This is a genomic window from Streptomyces tanashiensis, assembly GCF_014648895.1.
GTDB classification, from domain to species: Bacteria; Actinomycetota; Actinomycetes; order Streptomycetales; family Streptomycetaceae; genus Streptomyces; species Streptomyces tanashiensis.
Map to the genome: position 1 here is coordinate 204,324 of NZ_BMRZ01000008.1, position 19,833 is coordinate 224,156.

The 19,833-nt window shown below is 72.8% G+C and carries 15 protein-coding genes; 5 read left to right on the plus strand and 10 right to left on the minus strand.

Going from position 1 to position 19,833, the window contains the following annotated elements; all coding sequences use genetic code 11:
* Positions 1–7: 7 nt before the first annotated feature.
* Positions 8–787, plus strand: coding sequence for an IclR family transcriptional regulator (locus IE237_RS24130; protein ID WP_189804188.1), 780 nt, complete (start codon positions 8–10; stop codon positions 785–787).
* Positions 788–897: 110 nt separating this feature from the next.
* On the opposite strand, the gene IE237_RS24135 is transcribed toward IE237_RS24130, so the two are convergent.
* The 4 genes from IE237_RS24135 to leuC are packed head-to-tail and all read right to left on the minus strand — an operon-like array spanning position 898 to position 4,542.
* The gene (locus IE237_RS24135) at positions 898–1,902 is read right to left on the minus strand and encodes a TauD/TfdA family dioxygenase (protein WP_189804189.1); all 1,005 of its coding nucleotides are present in this window, start codon (positions 1,900–1,902) and stop codon (positions 898–900) included.
* A 5-nt stretch (positions 1,903–1,907) separates the two neighbouring features.
* Positions 1,908–2,528 carry a cysteine hydrolase family protein gene (locus tag IE237_RS24140; RefSeq protein ID WP_189804190.1) on the minus strand — a complete coding sequence of 207 codons (621 nt, stop codon included), beginning with the start codon at positions 2,526–2,528 and terminating at the stop codon, positions 1,908–1,910.
* On the minus strand, positions 2,525–3,124 hold the full coding sequence (gene leuD / locus IE237_RS24145; protein WP_189804280.1) for a 3-isopropylmalate dehydratase small subunit: 600 nt from the start codon (positions 3,122–3,124) through the stop codon (positions 2,525–2,527). Before leuD ends, IE237_RS24140 begins: the two co-directional genes overlap by 4 nt.
* 14 nt (positions 3,125–3,138) lie before the next feature.
* Entirely contained in the window at positions 3,139–4,542 is a 1,404-nt protein-coding gene (leuC, locus tag IE237_RS24150; RefSeq protein WP_189804191.1) for a 3-isopropylmalate dehydratase large subunit, read from the minus strand.
* A 215-nt stretch (positions 4,543–4,757) separates the two neighbouring features.
* Here leuC and IE237_RS24155 point away from each other — a divergent pair, with 215 nt between their 5' ends.
* Entirely contained in the window at positions 4,758–5,741 is a 984-nt protein-coding gene (locus IE237_RS24155) for a 3-deoxy-7-phosphoheptulonate synthase (RefSeq protein ID WP_229842857.1), read from the plus strand.
* A gap of 119 nt (positions 5,742–5,860) precedes the next feature.
* Here IE237_RS24155 and dhaL read toward each other — a convergent pair whose 3' ends face one another.
* A complete protein-coding gene (gene dhaL, locus IE237_RS24160; RefSeq protein WP_189804193.1) occupies positions 5,861–6,541 on the minus strand; it encodes a dihydroxyacetone kinase subunit DhaL in 681 nt (226 codons plus the stop codon).
* A 291-nt stretch (positions 6,542–6,832) separates the two neighbouring features.
* Between dhaL and IE237_RS24165 the strand changes: the two genes are divergently transcribed.
* The gene (locus tag IE237_RS24165) at positions 6,833–7,564 is read left to right on the plus strand and encodes a response regulator transcription factor (protein WP_189804194.1); all 732 of its coding nucleotides are present in this window, start codon (positions 6,833–6,835) and stop codon (positions 7,562–7,564) included.
* Positions 7,565–7,604: 40 nt separating this feature from the next.
* Here the strand turns inward: IE237_RS24165 and IE237_RS24170 are convergent, their stop codons facing one another.
* The 4 genes from IE237_RS24170 to IE237_RS24185 are packed head-to-tail and all read right to left on the minus strand — an operon-like array spanning position 7,605 to position 12,767.
* Complete coding sequence (locus IE237_RS24170) at positions 7,605–8,789, minus strand: pyridoxal phosphate-dependent aminotransferase (RefSeq protein ID WP_189804195.1); 1,185 nt, start codon at positions 8,787–8,789, stop codon at positions 7,605–7,607.
* Entirely contained in the window at positions 8,786–10,720 is a 1,935-nt protein-coding gene (locus IE237_RS24175; protein WP_189804196.1) for an FAD/NAD(P)-binding protein, read from the minus strand. Before IE237_RS24175 ends, IE237_RS24170 begins: the two co-directional genes overlap by 4 nt.
* A complete protein-coding gene (gene pheA / locus IE237_RS24180) occupies positions 10,717–11,583 on the minus strand; it encodes a prephenate dehydratase (RefSeq protein ID WP_189804197.1) in 867 nt (288 codons plus the stop codon). The genes IE237_RS24175 and pheA overlap by 4 nt, the downstream gene beginning before the upstream one ends.
* Positions 11,580–12,767, minus strand: a complete 1,188-nt coding sequence (locus IE237_RS24185) for a LeuA family protein (RefSeq protein ID WP_189804198.1) — start codon at positions 12,765–12,767, stop codon at positions 11,580–11,582. Before IE237_RS24185 ends, pheA begins: the two co-directional genes overlap by 4 nt.
* 326 nt (positions 12,768–13,093) lie before the next feature.
* Between IE237_RS24185 and IE237_RS24190 the strand changes: the two genes are divergently transcribed.
* Both IE237_RS24190 and IE237_RS24195 read left to right on the plus strand, forming a co-directional pair.
* Positions 13,094–13,396, plus strand: coding sequence for a trypco2 family protein (locus tag IE237_RS24190; RefSeq protein ID WP_189804199.1), 303 nt, complete (start codon positions 13,094–13,096; stop codon positions 13,394–13,396).
* A 48-nt stretch (positions 13,397–13,444) separates the two neighbouring features.
* Positions 13,445–17,026, plus strand: coding sequence for a trypsin-like peptidase domain-containing protein (locus tag IE237_RS24195; protein WP_189804200.1), 3,582 nt, complete (start codon positions 13,445–13,447; stop codon positions 17,024–17,026).
* A gap of 57 nt (positions 17,027–17,083) precedes the next feature.
* Here IE237_RS24195 and IE237_RS24200 read toward each other — a convergent pair whose 3' ends face one another.
* Positions 17,084–19,636, minus strand: a complete 2,553-nt coding sequence (locus tag IE237_RS24200; RefSeq protein ID WP_229842858.1) for a galactose oxidase family protein — start codon at positions 19,634–19,636, stop codon at positions 17,084–17,086.
* Positions 19,637–19,833 lie beyond the last annotated feature (197 nt).

Sequence of the window (19,833 nt, forward strand, 5' to 3'; positions counted from 1 at the left end):
TGGAAACATGGTGCAGTCCGTTCAGCGTGCCGCACGCATCCTGAGGGAACTGTCGACACGCGGTCCCCGTCTGGGTGTCACCGAGCTCGCCGAGCGGATCGGCGTCTCCAAGCCGACCGTGCACGCACTGCTGCAGACCCTGGAGTCCGAGGGACTGGTGCGGCAGGAGAAGGGGACGAGCAAGTACCTCCTGGGCATGGCGCTCCTCAGCATGGGCAACGCCTACCTGGAGACTCAGGAGTTGCGGTCCCACTCGGTCGCCTGGGCGAACACCCTGGCCGAGCGCACCGGCGAGGCGGTGTGGGTCGCGGTGCTCGACGACGCCGGGCACATCCTCGTGGTGCACCACGCCTTCCGGCCCCAAAGCGGGGTGCAGATCCCGGACCTCGGCGCCAGCGTCCCGTGGAACACCTCCGCACTCGGGAAGGCCCTCGTGTCGTTCCTGCCCCAGCAGCGGCAGAAGGCGCTGCTGGAGGGCGGACTGGCCCGGCTGACCGGGAACAGCGTGGTCGACCCCGCCCTGCTGGCGGGCCAGTTGGAGGGGGCCCGGCAGACCGGTTACGCGCTGGAGGACCAGGAGAGCACCCTGGGCGAGGCCAGCATCGCGTCGCCGGTGTTCGACCGGTCGGGAGACGCGGCGGGCGCCATCGGCATCATCGGCCCCGTCGAGCGCCTTCTGTCCGAGCCGGACCGGCAGCGGCACGCCGTGGCCGTACGCGACGTGGCGACCCTGCTCTCCCGCGAGCTCGGGGCGGGCCGGGGCGTCGCCTGGCGCGTCACCGACTGACCCCCGGCCCCGCCCAGGGGCCGGAGGACGTCACGCAGCACGGGAAAGGGGCAGGTGCGCGGGAGCACCTCCCGCGCACCTGCCCCTCGGCCCCGGGGTCCGCCCTGCGGTCAGTCGCCGACCCGGCCGGCCACACCGTCCACCCAGCGGTCGGCGAAGCCGTCCGCGACGGCCTGGCTGCGCAGGGTGTACGTCTTCAGCAGCCAGCGCGAGCGGGACCGCTCGGGGTCGTTGACCTCGATCAGCTCGCGGCTGTGCAGCCCGTTCTGGTTGGCGAAGATCAGCAGGTCGCCCTCGAGGATGCGGTGCCGCTTCTTCTCCGCGCGGGTCAGCGCGTTCTTCAGCTCGATCAGGGCGTCCTTCGCCTCGCCCGGAGCGTCCGGCGCGACCGTGGTGTGCGTGTCCAGGTAGCGGATGCCGTAGTCGCCCTGGAAGATCGCGTGCTTCTCCGAGAGGGTCAGGCTGCTGTTGTTGTCCCGGGACACCACGTCGAAGGGGGTGACGAAGTGTGCCTCTCCCAGGATGCGCAGGGCGTCCTCGGGCAGCCCGGCGCGCAGGGTGCGGGCCTCGACGAGGCTCGTGCAGGTGTACTCCTCCACCGGGCAGCGCATCCCCAGCAGGCTGATGTAGTCGGCCCGCACCGGATGGGCGGTGCGGTCGTTGTGGTAGACGAGCTCGCCGTCGCTGTAACCGGTCTGCTTCCCGTGGTACCTGCTGATGGAGTACACGTCGGTGAAGAAGTCCCCGTTGAAGCGGGTCGCGTACGCCATCACGGGAGTACGGGTCAGCTGCGCGACGAGCTCCAGGAAGCCCTCGCCGACGAAGGTCCGCTTGCGGGCGTACTTGTCGGCCTGCGGATCGTCGTGCCCGAGCTCCGGAAGCTCCTTGTCCACCGGACAGTTGCGCAGCACGTGCGTGTCGGAGACGCCCTCCTCCCGGTCCCTCCGGATCCGTTCGGCGGCCCGGACCAGCGACTCGGGGACGTTGCCCTCCGTCGCCCTCCGTACGGCCGCGGAGAAGGCGTGGTAGTCGTCGTACGGCCGGGTCTCGACGGTCTCGAGAACCCCGTACAGTTCGTCCTTCTCCCGGTCGGTCATGAAGTGGAACGGCTGCATCGGCGTCACTCCCTCTCTTCGTTGTCGTTCTCACCGGCGGTCCCGGGCCGCCCCAACGCCGCGTCCACGGTGGTGACGTCGGCCGTGCGGCGCAGCACGGTCAGCGCCGCCTCGTGGAGTTCGGGGCTGGAGGTGGCGGTGGCGTCCTCCAGCACCTCCACGCGGAAGTCCAGGTCGTGGGCCTCGCGGGCGGTGGACAGGATGACGAGGTCCGTCGTCACGCCGGTCAGCAGCAGGGTGTCCACCCCGAGGGACCGCAGGATCAGTTCGAGGTGCGTTCCGCGGAACGGGCTGATCCGGCGCTTGGCGACGACCGGCTCACGCGGCTCGGGCTTGAGGGAGTCGTGGATCTCGGTCCCCCAGGTGCCCAGGATCAGCCGGTCGCCGTCGGCCGCCTCGGCGAACAGCGTCGACGCCGGCGACCAGTCCGCGAGCCCCGGGGAGAAGCCGACGACCACGTGGACCACCGGTATGCCGCGCTCGCGGGCGCGGTCGACGGCGCGGCGGGCGTGGCCGAGGACGCCTCTGCTCTCGATCTGGTCGAGGCAGACGTCGCTGTACTTCCCGTCGGGGTGGGCGACCTCGTTGATGAGGTCGAGCACCAGCAGGGCGGGTCGTCGGGTCATGCCGCGCTCCGTTTCGTCGTGGGCAGGAGCGGCCGGCGTCGCCGCTCGTGCGCGCTGATGTCCGCCTCGTGGCGCAGGGTGTCGCTGATGGTGTCCGCGCCGCGCAGCAGCCGGTCGCGCGCGCCCTCGTTGATCTGGAAGCTCTCGGTCCGGTCGGCGAACCGGACCTGCCGCAGCTCCAGGTCGACGGTGACCGGCGTGGTCGGATCGGCCTCGGCCAGCTCCCACAGCCGCTCCACGGCGTCCACCGGCAGGGCGACGGGCAGCAGGCCGCGCATGAGGGCGTTCTCGCGGAAGATGTCGCCGAAGCTGACGGCGATCACGGCGCGGAGGCCGGACTTCTGCAGGGCCCAGACGGCGGACTCCCGGGAGGAGCCGGTGGCGAACTCGTTGCCCGCGACGAGGATGGTGGCGCCCTGGTACTGGGGCAGGTTCGCCGGGAACGCCGGGTCGTCACGCCAGTCCCCGAACAGGCCGTTGCCGTGGCCGGTCGGGCTGAAGTAGGGGACGAAGCGGGCGGGGATGATCTGGTCGGTGTCGACGTTGCCGCGTCTGAGCGGCAGCGCCGTGCCGACGTGCACGGTGAACTGGTCCATGGCGGTGCGTGGCCTCACAGGTCGGTGGGTGCGGTGATCCGGCCGGTGACGGCACTGGCGGCGGCCACCGCCGGGGAGGCGATGTGGGTCCGCGCGCGCTTGCCCTGCCGGCCCTCGAAGTTGCGGTTGCTGGTGGACACGGCGCGCTGTCCGGGCCGCAGCCGGTCCTCGTTGAGGCCGCAGCACATGGAGCAGCCTGCGATGGGGCGGAAGTCCGCGCCGGCGCCGGTGAAGACCCGGTCGAGGCCCTCGTCCACGGCCTGCCGGTGCACGGCGGCCGAGCCGGGTACGACGAGCATGCGCACTCCGTCGGCGACCCGGCGGCCGCGCAGCACCTCGGCCGCGGCGCGCAGGTCCTCGATGCGCCCGTTGGTGCAGGAGCCCACGAAGACGGTGTCGATCCCGATGTCGGTCAGACGGCTGCCGGGCTCCAGGTCCATGTAGGCGAGGGCGCGTTCGGCCGCCGCGCGCTCGGCGGGGGTGGCGTGGTCGTCCGGGCTCGGCACGCGGGCGTCGAGGGGCAGGCTCTGCGCCGGGTTGGTTCCCCAGGAGACGTACGGCCGGACCGTCGAGGCGTCGAGGGTGACCTCCTTGTCGAACCGCGCGTCGGGGTCGGTGCGCAGGGAGGTCCAGTACGCGACCTCCGCCTCCCAGTCCGCGCCCCGGGGCATGCCGGGACGGGTGCGCAGATAGGCGAAGGTGGTGTCGTCGGGGGCGACGAGTCCCGCCTTGGAGCCGGCCTCCACCGACATGTTGCACAGGGTCATGCGTCCTTCCATCGAGAGTGCCTCGACGGCCGGACCCCGGTACTCGATGATGTGGCCCTGGCCGCCGCCCGTCCCGATGCGCGCGATCAGCGCCATCACCAGGTCCTTGGCCGTCACCCCGTCCGGGAGGGTCCCCGTGACGTCGACCGCCATGTCCTGCGGCCGGCGCGTCCACAGCGTCTGCGTGGCCAGGACGTGTTCCACCTGGCTGGTGCCGATGCCGAACGCGAGGGCGCCGAAGGCGCCCAGGGTGGTGGTGTGCGAGTCGCAGCACACGACCGTCATCCCCGGCCGGACCAGGCCCTGTTCCGGCCCGATGACGTGCACGATGCCGTGCCCCTCGTCACCGCGCCGGTGCATGGGGATCCCGAAGGCGCCGGAGTTGTCCCGGAGCAGGGCGGACTGGCGGCGGCCCGCGGGGTCGTCGAATCCGTCGAGGGGCGAGGTGGTGGGGACGTTGTGGTCCTCGGTGCCCACCGTCAGCTCGGGGCGCCGCACGGTGCGTCCGGCGGCCCGCAGGCCGTCGAACGCCGCCGGCGTGTTCACCTCGTGGAGCAGGTGGAGGTCGACGTAGAGGAGGTCGTCCCCCTCTGCCTCACCCCTGCGGACCGTGTGATCGGCCCAGACCTTCTGCGCAAGCGTTGAACCCATGGCCGCCATGCTGGTGGCGGGCGGTGCGGGCGGGCATCGGCCGATGGTGGAGGCCTCCTCCGCCGGCGCACGGCGCTCCTCCTTCGGTGCGACGGAGCCCCGGTTCCTCTGTGGGTGGATGACAGGGTCGCGCGGGGCCGATCAGGATGGGGACGCGTCTCTCACCCGCTCGGTCTGCCGGCATCGCCGGAGAAGAAGAGAACGGACACGGTGCAGTGAACGGACACGGTGAAGCGAAGCGGCCCCCCGCCGCCCGGCACCCGGGCCCGACGGGAGCATCACCCGCGTCCGCGGTCCGGCTTCCGTCCCCGGTCACCCGGGAGGAGACCGGGGAGCTGCGGCGCCTGCTGGCCCGGGCCGCCACCGGCGAGTACCAGGTGATCCAGGCCGGTGGCGACGGTACGGAGGCACCCGCGGCCGTCGCCCGTCGGACGGGGCTCCTCGACGCGCTGGCCGGGATCATACGGGCGAACACCGGCAGACCGGTGGTACGGATAGACGGCGCCGCCGTGCCGGAGTCCCGGGAACGGCCCACCGGGGCGGCGGTGTGGACGAGCCACGAGGCCCTGGTCCTCGGCCACGAACCGCCCCTGCTCCGGGACACGCCCACGGCCCGGCCCCTGCTGGCGTCCACCCATCTGCCGTGGCTCGGCGAACCCGCCGGCCGGCCCGACGGCCCGACCGCCCGGCTGCTCGCGCGGATTTCCAACCCCCTGGCCTGCGAGGTCGGCCCCCGCACCACGGCCACCGCGCTGCTGCGCCTGTGCCGTGTGCTGGATCCCGGCCGGGAGCCCGGCCGTCTCACCCTCGTCTCCCGCATGGGCGTCTCCCACGTGGGGTCGGCGCTCCCCCGTCTCGTGACGGCCGTGCGGCGGGCCGGGTATCCGGCCGCGTGGCTGTGCGACCCGATGGGCGGGAACACCTTCACCGCCCGCTCGGGCCACCGCACCCAGTTGGTGTCGATGGTGATCGAGGAGGTCGTGGCCTTCCAGCGGGCCGTCGTCGAGGCGGGCGGAGTGGCCGCGGGACTGCGTCTGGAGACCACTCCCGACGCGGTGACGGAATGCGCCTGGGGCTTCGCCGACGTGGACCGGGTGACCGAGCGCCCCGCCTCGCCGTGCGGGCCGCGGCTCAATCCCGCGCAGGCGTTCACCGTGGCCGGCGCGTGGGGGGCTCCTCCGCCGACGGCCGCGGGGTGACGAGCAATACGGGTCCGGGTCCGAGTCCGGGTCCGGGTCCGAGTCCGGGTCCGGGTCCGTCCGGGTCCGGGTCCGCGGGAGGCGGTCCCCGCCTCACGCTCCGGTGGACGCGCCGGGGTTCACACGCCGGGCAGGCACCCGATCCGCCCGTGGAAGAGCGCCGGCTCCGGGCCGTTCGTGATCTCCTCGGCGAGTGCCCTGAAGAGCATCTCGGTGGAGACGGCGCCCGGGTCCAGGTGGCCGATGCTGCGATAGCCGAGATACGAGGCACGGCCCTTGCGGGCCTGCATCGAGACCGTGGACCGGGCTCCCGCCGCGGCCGCTTCGGCGGCGGCTGCCGCGGCCTCGCCGAGGCTTCGGCCGTGCGCGCACGCCTCGCGGAACGCCGCCACGGCGGGCGTGTAGGCGTCGACCATGGTCTTGTCGCCCGGGGCCGCCGCGCCCAGACGGACGACGGCGGTGAGCCCCTCCTGCAGCGCGTCGCCGAGCCCGGTCAGTCCGGTCCGGCCGTCCGGAAGCGCGGCGCCCATCGCCTGGAAGGTGCTGCCGTACAACGCCCCGGCCGCTCCGCCCACATGGGTCCGGAGTAACCGCCCGGCCGCGTCCAGCAGTTCGCCCATGGTGCCCGACCTTCCGTCCCTCAGCAGCATGCGGTGGACGTGGGAGGTACCCCGGCGCATGTTGATGCCGTGGTCTCCGTCGCCGATCGCGGAATCGAGAGCGGTGAGCCTGTCCGCGTCCGCCTCGACCGCCCGCGCGAACCCCCGGAGCCACGCTACGGCCAGCGCGTTGTCCTGCATGCTTCCCCCTCCGCTGCAGCGGCACACGGAAGCCGACACCCGACGTCGGTGGCGGGTGGCCCCCGATGCCCGACCGTAGGTGTGGACTCTGTTGGGCGTCAACAAACGCCAGATCAAGGAAAGATCAAGCAGTCGCCTTGGAAACGGAGGGCCACGGGGAAGCCGAGCCGTGACGCTCAACCCTGCGGAACGCTCGAATTTCGCCAAAACGCTGTTCATCATTGATGAACAGCGTTCCCGAATCTAGGCTTCTACGACAGAGATCGAACAATCTGACGAAGGGCGTACCTCATGTCTCTGGAACGTGATCTCTTCGGCGAGGAACACGCCGGGGACGACACAGCCCGCGTGCTGGTCGCGGATCACGACCCCATCTCCCGTCACGTCCTGACCCGCGTCCTCGGCGCCTCGGCCCACCTCGACGTGGTGGGCGGCGTGAACAACCAGCAGCCGCTTCGGCAGTGGCCGCTCGACCGCGTCGACGTGACCGTCCTGGCGGTCACCCCCCGCGAGGACGCGACCGGCCTGATCCGCCAGCTGAGCCAGCGTCAGGTGCGGGTGCTGGTCGTCGGCACCGGGTGGACCCAGCGGCGCCTCGACGCCTGCTTCGCGGCCGGCGCCACGGGCTGTCTCGTGAAGAACATCAAGGTCGCCAAGATCGCCACGGCCATCCGTGCGGTGGCTTCCGGCCACACGGTGCTCTCGCCCGAGCTGCGCTCTCTGTACGCCCGCCGCACGGCCGCCGCGCCGGCCCCCGTCTCCGCCGCTTCCCAGGACCTCCTGCACACGCTCACCTCCCGCGAACAGGAGGTGCTGCGCAACCTCACCGAGGGGATGTCGACGGCCGAGACAGCGATCCGCCTCAGGGTGTCACCGGCCACCGTCAAGAGCCACATCTCCCACGCGCTGACCAAACTGGGCGCCCGCAACCGGCTGGAGGCCGTCCTGCTGTTCCAGCGGTCCGGTGCCGCCGAGAGCGATGCCGTGCCCGCCACCCCGCCCCGGACGGCCGAGATGGCCTGAGGGCCTCCGCAGCGGAGGAGGGCGGGGAGGCCGTCACCCGTCAGTTGCCCGCCCATTGGGCGGCCAGCCGCGACAACCGCTCCCCCGCCCCCCGCAACACCTCGCGGGAGGCGGCGAACGACAGCCGGACGTACCCCTCGCCGCCCGCCCCGAAGGCCGAGCCCGGGGCCACGGTGACCGCGGCCTCGTCGAGCAGCCGCTGCGCGAAGGCGGCCGACGACAGCCCCGTCCCCCGTACGTCCGCGAACGCGTAGAACGCGCCCTCGGGAGCGGCGCAGGTGACACCGGGCAGCGCGTCCAGAGCGGAGACCGTCATGTCCCGGCGCACGGTGTACTCCTTCAGCATCGCCGCGACATCGTCGGCCGTACCGGTCAGCGCCGCCACACCGCCGCGCTGCACGAAGGACGCGGCGCAGCTCACCGTGTGCTCCTGGACCTTGAGCGCCTGCGAGATCAGGGGTTCGGGCCCCGCCAGATAGCCGAGCCGCCAGCCCGTCATCGCGTACGCCTTGGAGAAGCCGTTGACCGTGAGCGTCCGCTCCGCCGCTCCGGGCAGGCTCGCCAGGCTGAGGTGGACGCGCCCGTCGTACACGATCTTCTCGTAGATCTCGTCCACGACGAGCACGAGGTCGTGCTCGACCGCGAACGCCACGATCTCCTCGGCCTCCTCGCGGTCCAGCACGTGTCCCGTCGGGTTGGCCGGAGTGTTGACGACCAACGCCCGGGTACGGTCCGTCACCAGGTCCTCCAGGACCCGCCGCGACAGCCGGAACCCGTCCTCGGCGCTGAGCTCGGCCGACACCGCGCGGGCGCCGAGCAGACCGGCCATCGCCGGGTAGCTGACCCATGCCGGCGTGGGCACGATGACCTCGTCGCCCGGGTCGAGCACGGTCATCAGCGCGGTGAACAAGGCCTGCTTGGCCGAGGGCGTGACGATGACGCCGGTGGCCGGATCCACGTGGACGCCGTTCTCGACGGCCAGCTTGTCCGCCACCGCCCGCAGGAGCTCGGGGACGCCCCGGCTCGGGGTGTAGTGGGTGTCGCCGCCCTCCAGCGCCGAGACGGCCTCCTCGACCACGACCCCCGGTGTCGGGAAGTCCGGCTCGCCGCCACTGAGGTCCAGCACCTCGACACCGCTGCGCCGCAGTCGCTGGACCGTCTCCAGCAGGGCCACGGTCGCGGACCGCTCCACCCGCGCGAACCTCTGTGCCACGCGCACGCTCATCCCGCCTTCCTCTCCGGCGATCGCTCGCCTCCCGCCTCCGCGCCCGAGCCGACCAGCTCGGGGGTGTGCTCCCGTGGCACGCCGGCCCGGGTCACCGGGCGCAGCGCGTGCGCCGCGATCGCGTCCGCGTCGTGGACGAAGTCGCTCCACAGACCCGGCCTGCTGCTGCCCACCTGCATGAACCACCTGGTGTGCTCGGTGGGGATGCCGAGGACGTACATGCCCTCGTCGACGCCTCCGTCACGGTCCACGGGATGGAACGGGCTGCGGGTCACGGCGACGCCGCCGGTGTCGTAGCCCGTGTCGCCGCCGCGGTTGACATAGCTCGTCCACATGCCCGACTCGCGCAGCCGCCTGGTGAGCGGGCTGAGGTCGCCGCGCAGGTCGGGGCTGGGGATCCGCGCGTCGACGAGCGTCGTGACCGGGACGGCGGAACCCGGGACCTGCGGTGACGAGACCACGTAGGTGCCCGCCTCGGGGTCGCCGTCGAAGCGGGTCCCCGGCCCGACGATGCGCAGCAGTCCGCGGTCCAGCAGGGCGAGCACCTGCCGGAGGCGCTCCTCCGGCGGTCCGGCCGCGAGGAACGAGGCCCTGGGCACGTACCGGCCGAGGAAGTCCTCCTTCTGCGAACGCCCGGTCAGCCCGGCGAAGTCGACGAGCTCGCGGATGACCCATCGGGTGTCGCGCATGACGTCCAGAGCGGCCTTGAGCGGAGAGTCGACATTGCCCTCGACGGCGTGCGCGAGGTCCCGCTCGACCTCCTCGCGCAGCGCGCGCTCGAAGTCCTCCGGCCCTGCGAACGTCCGGTGCGCGAAGGGCCGTGCGAGCGCGCCGATGTCGATCGGCGGCACGCCCCGCAGTCCCAGCCCCGCCGCGATGTCCGCGACGGCCGGCACACCCTGCTCGGACGCGCTCCGCACCCGGGTCCCGAACCGCTCCGCGCCCTCGTCGCCGAAGGCACGCCGCAGGGCCGTGCCGTAGTACACGAGCTCGATCTCGGCGGTCAGCCACGGGAGGACCTGGCTCTGGAAGTCGAGCGGGCCGTACGGGTGGTGGGACCGGATCCGTCCGGGCGTGAACAGCACCGGGCGGTAGGAGTACCGGGGAGGTTTCTGGTTGCGGCCCCGGGCCGGCAGCGGCATCCCGCTGCGGGAACCGGCCACGATCACCGGCTCGTCGCCGCTCGGGTGGTAGACGAGCCCGCCGTCCTCGCCCGGTGCGAAGCGGCCGCCCCGGCCGATGGTGAGGGCCGCCATCACGTCGTAGAAGGACAGACCGAGTCCGATCACGCCGACGCCGGAGCCCGGCGCGATCTCGTGCAGGGGCATGTCGGCCGCCGACTCGCCCTGGATGTAGCGGAGTTCCGGGTGTTGCCGGGCGAGGTCGGCGAGCTCGCCCTCCCGGCCGGTGAGCCGGTGCCTGGAGTGTCCGGTGGCGAGGACGACCCGGTCGACGTCCAGCCGTTCGCCGCCCGACAGGACGACCCGGTACCGGCCGTCGAGCCGTACGACCTCCTCGACGCGCTCCTCGATGCTCCGCAGCTGTACGCCGGGCGGCAGGGAGTCCTCCACCGCGGCGAGCACGGACCGCAGGTAGCGGCCGTACTGCCCGCGCGGCGCGTAGCTGTCCGGGCCGGGGTAGTCCCCGACGGACTCCCACCACTGGCCGAACGAGGGACCGGCCCCGGCCCGTGCCGGCCCGGCGTCGGGCTCGCCCGAGTACGCGGAGCACTGCCCCGCCACGGTGTTCATCAGGAACCAGTCGGGCTGGTCGGTCCGGTAGACCTGGCCGGCCCCCGGCTCCACCGCGTCGATCAGGAACAGGTGCACGTCCCGGGAGGCCGGCTGCTCCCCGAGGCGGGCGGCGAGCCGTTCGAGCACCATCATCCCTCTGGGCCCGCTGCCGATCACAGCGATGCGTGTCGCACTCATGCGGCCGCCCTCTCCCCCTCGACCTCGCGGTCGACGATGTACGGATAACTCCCGAGCAGGCTCAGCGAATCGACGCCCTGACGCATCGCGTCGACCGCCTCCGCCAGACCCGGGTAAGCGATGTGCTGGTCGACCTCGACCAGGAAGTGGTAGCGCCCCCGCGCGGTCTGCCGGGGCCAGGACTGGATCCAGGCGATGGACACCTGTCTCCGGCTCAACTCGCCGAGGACACCGGTGAGCACACCCGGTGCGGAACGGTCGGAGGTGATCAGCAGGGCGGTGCGGTCCCGGCCCGTGGGCGGCTCGTCTGGGCCGCTGCGGCGCAGCGACACGAAACGCGTCATGGCGTCGTGGCGTGCGCCGATGTCGTGGGCCAGCACCCTCAGCCCGTACCGCGCGGCGGCCTCCGGGGCCGCGATCGCCGCATCGGTGGCGGGCCCTCCTCCGGCCAGGGCCGCGGCGGCGGCCGCGGTCGAGTCGGCGACGACCGCGTCCGCGTGCGGCAGGTGCCGCGCCACCCACTGCCGGCACTGGCCGAGCGCGTGCGGATGGCTCACCACCCGCCGTACGTCGGCCAGTCGTGCGCCCTCGGCCGCCATCAGCGCGAAGGTGACCCCGATGGTCACCTGGGCGTCGATCCTGAGCCGGCCGGCGTGCGCGACGAGCTCCCCCAGCGTGGGCGGGACCACGCCGCTGACGGAGTTCTCCAGCGGAATCACCGCCCGGGCGAACCCGCCCGACCGCAGGGCCTCCACCGCCGCCGGGACGGTGGGGAAGGGAACGGTCTGCCGGGCGGAGGGCGCGAGCCGCCGGACCGCGGACTCGGTGAAGGTGCCCTCCGGGCCCAGATACGCGTACCTCATCGCGCGGCTGCCACCGCCAGGCGCGTGCCGAGCTCCTCGGCGAGCCGCTCCCGCACGACCGAGAGGTCCTCGCAGTCGCCCTGCTCCCGCTCGGCGATGTGGACACGGTAGAGCTCGTCGAGCTCGGCCTCGTCGACGTCCACGTCGAGCTGCTCGATGAGGTGGCGCAGCACGGTCCGCCCGGAGTGCCGGCCGATGAGCAGGGAGCGTTCGCGGCCGAACCGCGCGGGCTCGACGTACTCGTAGGTGCTCGGGTCGCTGAGCATGCCCTGCTGGTGGATGCCGGCCGCGGTGCCGAAGACGTACTTGCCGAAGAGGGGCTTGTTGCGGGGCTCCTCCAGGCGGATGATCTCGCGCAGCCGGTTGTACGCCGCGTACATGGCCTCCAGGCGGACGCCCGTGGTCATGCCGAGCAGTTCGGTCTTGTACGCGAGGACCGCGGCGACCTCCTCCAGCGAGGTGTTGCCGGCCCGCTCGCCGATGCCGCCGAGGGCGACCTGGATCTCGTCCGCGCCGGCGGCGAGTCCGGCCAGCGTGTTGGCGGTGGCGAGGCCGAAGTCGTTGTGGCAGTGGGTGGATACCTTGACGGGCGCGGGCGCCCACCGCCGGATCTTCCCGATGAGGGTGCCGAACTCCTCGGGGGTGTGGCAGCCCGTGGTGTCGGCCAGGATGATGCAGGTCGCGCCCGCGTCCACGGCCGCCTCGGTCAGCGCCCGCAGCAGGTCGTCCTCGCCGCGGCTGGCGTCCTCGATGCCCACGGCGATGTCGGTGACGCCCAGGGAGACGGCGAACTCGACCGTGTCCACGACCTCCCGCACCGCCGCGTGCCGGGTGATGCCGCGCTTGTGCGTCAGGTGGATCTGGCTGCCGGTGGCCACCATCTGCACCTGGTGGTTCTCGGTGCCGCCGGCCTCGACGGCGATCTCGACGTCCCGGCGCGTGGTGCGGGAGAACGTGGCGAACTTCGCTCCCGACACATGCCGGGCGATCAGCCGGGTCGCCTCGAAGTCGCTGGGCGAGGAGGCGGGAAAGCCCGCCTCCACGGTGTCCACGCCCAGACCCGCGATCAGCTGGGCGAGTTCGAGCTTCTGCTCGGGGTTCATCGCGTTGCCCGGCGCCTGTTCGCCGTCGCGGAGCGTGGTGTCGAAGACGGATATGCGACGGGGTGCTGCGTTCTCGTTCACTTCTCCCCCAAGGGCCTGGGATGCACTCGGACTCCTCAGCCGAACACTCACCGATCCTTGGGAACCGGCGGCCGCGCGTCATCCGCTGATGGAGGAGCACCCGGCGCCGCACCGCACACTCGGCATCACTCCCGCGCCTTTGGTGGAGCGGGGGTCCACCAAAGGCCGTAGCGCCGCGCCGCGTTGCGCGCGTCCGCGACCGCCTCCGCGACCGAGTAGATGATCTTCGAGCGACCCTCTAACATGAACACCTCATCCGGTCCGCCCGCACAGCTGTCGCCGCCCGCACGGCTGTGTCCGGGGGCCGGCAGGAACAGGGGGAGTTCATGGAGATCGGTCTGGCGGACACCATCAAGGCCCTGCGCGGTGAGCTGTCGAGGGCCATGGCGGACGGCGAGGGCCGGCCGGTCCGGCTCCGTGTGCAGTCCGTGAAGCTGGACGTGCAGGTCGCCGTGACGGCGTCGGCGGAGGCCGGCGGCGGGGTCAAGTTCTGGGTCCTGACCGCCGACGGGAAGGCGACCGAGGCCACGTCCACCACGCACACGGTCTCGTTGGAGCTGACGGCGGAGACGGCCGACGGCGGCTCGGTGCTCACGGATTCGGCGCGTGGGGCCCGGCTGGAGGACTGACGCCGTGAGTGAGTCGGCCGACTGCCGAGGATTCCGGGCGGGTCCGAGATGACCGACACGCAGCGGGGTCTGGAGCGGGTCGCCATGGTGGTCCGCCGGGACCCCGACGGCACCCCTCGTTTCGCGGCGACCGCTTTTCTGCTGGCTCCCCGGCTGGCCATCTGCGCCGGTCACGGTTTCACCCGGCCCGAAGCGGTCCACGAGGTGCGCCTCCCCGGGCAGTCCGGGCAGCGGGCCGGCGTCGAGAAGGTGCTCCGGCACCGCGACCCTGGGGTGGATCTCGCCCTGCTGGTCCTCGGCGACGGAGGCGACGCGATCCCGCCGGCCCGGTGGGGTGTCGTACCTCCGGCGGTGGGTTCCCTCCCGTTCGTCGCCGTCGGGTTCCCCGACTTCGCCTCCCGCGGGGAGGTGCCCACGACACGGCAGATGACCGGTTCGATCCTCCTGGGCTCCTTCCTCGGAAGCCACGAGATGGAGCTGTCGCTCGCCAGCCCCGCCCCCCGGCAGGCGGGCGGATCCCCCTGGCAGGGGGTGTCGGGGGCCGGTGTCCTCACCCGGGACGGCGTGCTGGTGGGCGTGTGCACGAGCCATCACGTCCCCGCCGGTGCCGCGAGCCTCACGGCGACCGGCTTCTCCCGGCTGACCGAGGACCCGGAGTTCGAGCGGCTGCTGGGCGCACACGGGGTGGAGCGGGTCCCGTCGGGCTCGATCATGCCCCCGACCGAGGGCTACGACCTCCGCCGCCGCGTACGCACCCACGCCGAGGTGGTGCGGGATCTGCGCGGACGACGCAACTACCTGGACCAGGAGCGGCTCCCCTTCGTCCACCCGGGGGCGGACCACGACTCCCATCCCGACAGGCTCTTCGCCCGGCTGGGCGCCGGCCGGCCTCGCGGGGTGCTGCTGGTCGGACCGGCCGGATCGGGCAAGACGAGGACGTGCTTCGAGGTGGCGCAGCGGGCCGACCGCGCCGGCTGGCACGTCCTGCACGTCCAGGCCGACAGCTCGGTGGACGTCGACGACGTGGCGGCGTCCGTCCTGACCGGCGGGCGCAGCCGGGTGCTGCTGGTCCTGGACTATCTGGACGCCTGCCCGCAGCTGGACCTGCAGGCCCTCGACGAGGTGCTGATTCCGGAGACCAGGAGGCGCGGCGTGACCGTGGTCTGCCTGGCGTCGGTGCGGCCGGGCTCACTGCACACGGTCCATCTCCGCGGCAGCGCGCGCGTACTCGACGACGTCTTCGTACGGGACGACTGGCCCCATCAGTCGGCGATCATCACGCAGGTCCTGCGGCACGCGGCGCCCGACGCCGTGCGCCATTGGGGGCTGGAGGAACTGTCCCGGCTGTGCGGGCGCCGTCCCGTCACCGCCCTGCTGATCGCCCGGGCGATCGAGGAGCAGGGGCTGGGGTGGCTCCCCCTCGAAGTGACGGCCTCGGTCCGCCCCGGTGAACTGCTGGCATGGCTCCGGGAAGGAATGCGGCGGGACGCGCTCGCGACGAGTCTCGACGCTCCGGCCTCCCCGCTGGACGTGGCGACTCCCGACGTCGGACAGCTCGCGTTCGCCGTGGCGGTGGCTTCCGCCCCGCAGCCCCGGCGCACCGTCGAACAGACCGTCGACTCCCTTCTGGCCGCCGCCGGGGACCAGGGCAGGCGCTACACCGGGCGCCACGTGGTCGACACGCTGATCTCCCTGGGATGGCTCGACGAGGCCGACGGACGGTTGGTGGTCGTCCACGACATCGTCACCGACGAACTGCTGCTGCAGTCGCTGATGCCCGCTCCGGGGTGGAGCGTCCATCAGCCCTCCGCCGGCCCCCTGCTCGCCGCGGTGGCGCGGAATCCCCGCACCTTCGCCGTGTTCACCGGCCATCTCCGGCGTCTCGCCGCCGACCTGACCTCTCAGGGCCCCGCCCACCGCACCGCCGCCCTGGAGCGGTTCTGCGGTGAATGGCTGGTCGCCCATGCCGACTCGTTGGGGCGGCTCCTGGAGGGCGCCGGCCAGGACGGGGAGCACGCACTGCTGGCACTGGTGACGAGCGAGCCCTGGCACCGCACCGCGCCTTCGGTGTGGAACGCGCTCGTGGCACCGTGGCTCGTCCGGGCCGAGGACGGGTTCGTGGCGCAGCCCTTCCTGAGCGCCGCCCTCCGGGGCTCGGACGAGCCCTCGGCCGCCCTGGTCGAGGCGTCCCTCGGCTGGCTCGCGCGCCGCGGCCGGCAGACCGATGCCGAACATCTCCTCCGCGCCCTGCTGGCCCTCCCGGGCCTCTCGGCGGAGGCCGAGGAGCTGATCGTCGAGAGCACGCTCCGGTGGGTGCCGTCCCGGCCCGACTGGCGCTACACGCCCACCCTGCTGAAGCGCCTGCTGTCGATGGACCACCCGCCCGCCCGGCTGGCCCGGGTGATACCCGTGGCTCTGAGGTGGCTGACGCACTTCCGCACCGGCGCGGTCGGCCCCGTGATCCGTACCCTGCTCCAGCGTGAGGACGTCGACGACTCCGTCCGCGAGGAAGCGGTCAGCCGGGGGTTCGCCTGGTTGCGCTCGGGCGTGAAGGACGGCACGGACGTGGGTCATTCCGTGTGTGCTCTGCTGGAGTCCGACCGCCTGCCGGAAGCCGCCGGCACCGCGCTGTTCCACCTCACGCTGGAATGGCTGGGGACGTCCCTCGGACACGCGAGCACGGGCCGCGTCCTGCGCACGATTCTGGCCGACGAACGCTGTCCGACGGAGCTGAGGCCCCGGGCGGCCGAGCTGGCGCGAGCGTGGCTCGCCCGGGGCTCCGCCGAGACGGAGAGCTCGAACCGTTCCCAGGTCGTGCGGGCCCTGCTCGTCCACGACGACGCGCAGGACGCGGCCCTCCCCCTGCTGAACCAGCTGGCCACACAGCCTGATGCCCCCTCCGTCCCGGCGGTACTGCACCAGCTGCTGCTGCACCGCGAGAACCTCAGCCCGGACCTGGTTCGAGCGACCGTCGAGCATGCCTTCGCCTGGCTGAGGAACCATCAGGACCCCGACGTCCTCGGCGCCCTCCTCGGCCCCCTTCTCCGCGTGCCCGAACTGACCGACCACCAACTGCGGACGGTGCTCGACCACGGGTTCGCCCATCTCCTGGCCCACCCGCACGACCATGCGGTGATGGCCCTGATGCTGAGTCAGCGCCATGGTCTGACCACCGCGCAGGCCCGGGCGGTCGCCGACGTCGGCCTGCGATGGCTGCCCTCCCACAGTGGCAAGGCGCAGCGGGCCGTACTGGCGGCGTTCCTCACCCGTCCGGAGCTGTCCGCCGCACAGGAACGCGCCGGCATCGACATCGCCCTGGAGCGCATGACCGCCGACACGTCGGCCAAGTCGCGTTCCATCCTCCGCGGCCTCCTGCGGCACCCCGCTCTCGACGCGCACCAGCGCTCCCGCGCCGTGGACTCCGCGCTGCGATGGCTCGACCTGCACCGGAGACTTGCCAAGGCATGCCCGGTCCTCGAAGACCTGCTCTCCCTTCCGTCGCTGCCCGCCGGCGAAAGGAAGCTCGTCGTCCGCATGGCCGAGGAGTGGCTGGACCAGCACGCGGACCATCCGTTCGCCGGCGGACTGCGCGGCGCCATGAGGTCGGGCACCGCCGGGTCCGAGGCCTGAAGGACGTCCGCCCCCGTGCCGGTGACCCGGCCGGGGGCGGACGCCGCTGCCGTCCCGTCAGGAGACGGTGATGAACCGCGCGGTGCTCGGCACGCCGTGGGCGTCCAGGGCGAAGAGCATGTACGTGCCCGGCAGGACCACGCCCTTGTCGGCCGGGATGGACACCGTGTACGTACCGTTCCCCGCGGCCGTGGACGCCAGCGGGACCCTCCGCTGGTCGTTGTCCGTGGAGTGGGTGGCGGCCGCGGCCCGCATCAGGACGAAGGAGGCCACCGCCCCCTGGGTGTCGACGGTGAGCGAGGTGCCGGCCGCCGCCCGGGGCGGCACGCCGCCGGTGATGGCGGGACGCGGCTTGGGCGAGCCGTCCGCGTTGAGCAGGTACGGCGGAGTGAACACCGCCCCGTCGGCATGGTTGGTGGCGCAGTCCCCGCAGAGGCCGCCGCCGCCGGAGAAGATCCTCCCGTCGGGCAGGAGGTTCGCCACGCTGTGGTAGTTGCGCGGAACGGCCATGCTGGCGAGCGGGGTGAAGCTGCCGGTCGCCGGGTCCCACAGCTCGGGGGTGAGCACGGACGTGGCGTCGCTGAACGGCACGGGGTACGACTGCCCGCCGAACACGGCGACCTTGCCGTCGGGCAGGACGACGCTGTTGCCGAAGGCGCGCGCGTGGCCCATGTCGCCCGTCCGGGCGGCCTGGACCTGGTCGCCGTCGATGCTCACGGTGTACGCGCGCCGGGTCGCGGGCGTCTTCTCGTACGCGGGCGAGCCGCCCAGGGTGAGCAGCTTGCCGATGTCGTACGCGACGGCGTTGCCGGTCATGGCGTCCTGGCTGTCGGCCCGGGTGCCGGCGGAGGTGATGCTCCCGACCCCGTCGGTGGTGATCCAGTTCATCTGCTTGCTGGGGCCGAGCTGGAGGACCTTGCCGCCCGAGGAGGCGTACAGCCACATGTGGTTGTCGGCGCGGTAGGCGCCGGCCGGGTCGGCCGTCAGGGCCGGGGCGGCGGGGACACCGGGGAGCCTGCGCCAGGTGCCGGTCTCCGGGGACCAGACCTCACCGGACTTGTCGCCGGTGGCTCCGCTCCACGAACCACCGAGGACGAACGCCTCGCCGGTGGAGATCAGGGTCATGGCCTGGTAGCCGCGGGCCATGTTCATGTTGCTGGTCGCCGACCAGGAATCGGTGGCCGGGTCGTAGATGCTCGCCTTCTCCGCGTTGCTGCCGCCGGTGACCAGGACCCGGCCGTCGGCGAGCATCGCTATGCCCGGGCAGAACATGTCGTGGCCGGTGTTGTCGATGCGGCGCTGGGTGACCTTGCCCGTCTTCAGGTCCAGGATCGCGGTCTGGGTGTAGCCGTTGCTGCCGCCGAAGCGGTCCATCGCGTACGCCGACCAGGCCAGGAGCTTGTCGCCCGGCAGGACGGCGGTGGCCACCGGCACCAGGGGGAAGCCGGTGATGCGCCCCCAGGAGCCGTGGGTGGCCGGGTCGGCCGGTCCGCTCAGGCGTATCTCGGCGGCGGAGGTCCAGGGCCCGCGGTCCCCGGCCTCGCGGGTCACGGTCAGGCGTATGTAGCGGGCGTTCGCGGTGCGGGTGAAGGTGGCGGTCTTGACGGTGTCGTCGTCGCGCCAGGTGCCCGTGGCGACCGCTGTGCCGAAGGTGGTGCCGTCGGTGCTGGTGGTGATGGTGTACGCGCCCGCGCGCCCGTTGATGCCGTCCTTGCGGGGCTGGTAGACGAGGGCGGAGACGGCCGCCGTGCGGTGCATGTCGACGGTGATGCTGTGCGGCAGCGGGGCCGCGGTCCCGGACCACCTGCTGTGCCAGAGGGTGGCGGAGTCTCCGTCGAGGACGTTGGCCGCGCGGCCGTTCTCCTTGGCCGTCTCCTCGTCGCTCGCCGCGGCCGTCCATCCGGTGCGGGGCAGGTCGACGGTGGCGGCCGGGGTCCCGGGGTCGCCGAGCAGGTTGAGCTCCGCGGCGGAGGTCCAGGGGCCGCGCCTGCCGGCTTCGGTGACGGCGGTGAGCCGGACGAACCGGGCGCCCTGAGGGGCGAATCCGAGGGTCTTGGCGCTGCCGTCGTCCGCGAGGGTGCCGGTGGCGACGGGACTGCCCCAGTTCCGGCCGTCGGTGCTCACGCTGATGCTGTACTCGCCGACGCGCCCGTTGACCCCGACGGCGCGGGGCTGGTAGACGAGCGCCGAGACCACCGTCGTGCGGTGCATGTCGAGGGTGATGCTGTGCGGCAGCGGGGCCGCGGTCCCGGACCACCTGCTGTGCCAGAGGGTGGCGGTGTCACCGTCGAGGACGTTGGCCGCGCGGCCGTTCTCCTTGGCCGTCTCCTCGTCGCTCGCCGCGACCGTCCATCCGGTCCGGTCGAGCACGGGAGCCGTCGGCTCCATGGCGTTCGCCGGGGCCACGCCGTGATGCGGCGACTGCTTGGCCGGCTGTTGGCCGAGGGACCCCGGCGTCGGCCGGGGTGTCGGACCGTGGCCGCCCGGCCCCGCGCTCGCCACTCCCAGCCAGGGGGTGAACCCGACGAGCAGCGAGCCCAGGGCGAGGGCTATGAGCAGGGGGGAGCGGCGCAATGCGCCGGCGAGGGCGCGCACGCGTCTGGGCAGCAATCGGACCTCCTGGGACAACCGTGGACCGCGGCGAACCCCTAGAACATAGGTCAGAGCGGGTCAACCCAACCGTCGAACAGACGACTTGATACCAACCCGAGCCCCCGCACGTGAAGCCGCCCCCTGCACGGGACCGGCGATGGTCGCCGAGAATGGTCCAGAGGCCGTGTCGGAGCCGTCCGACACGGCCTCTCCTG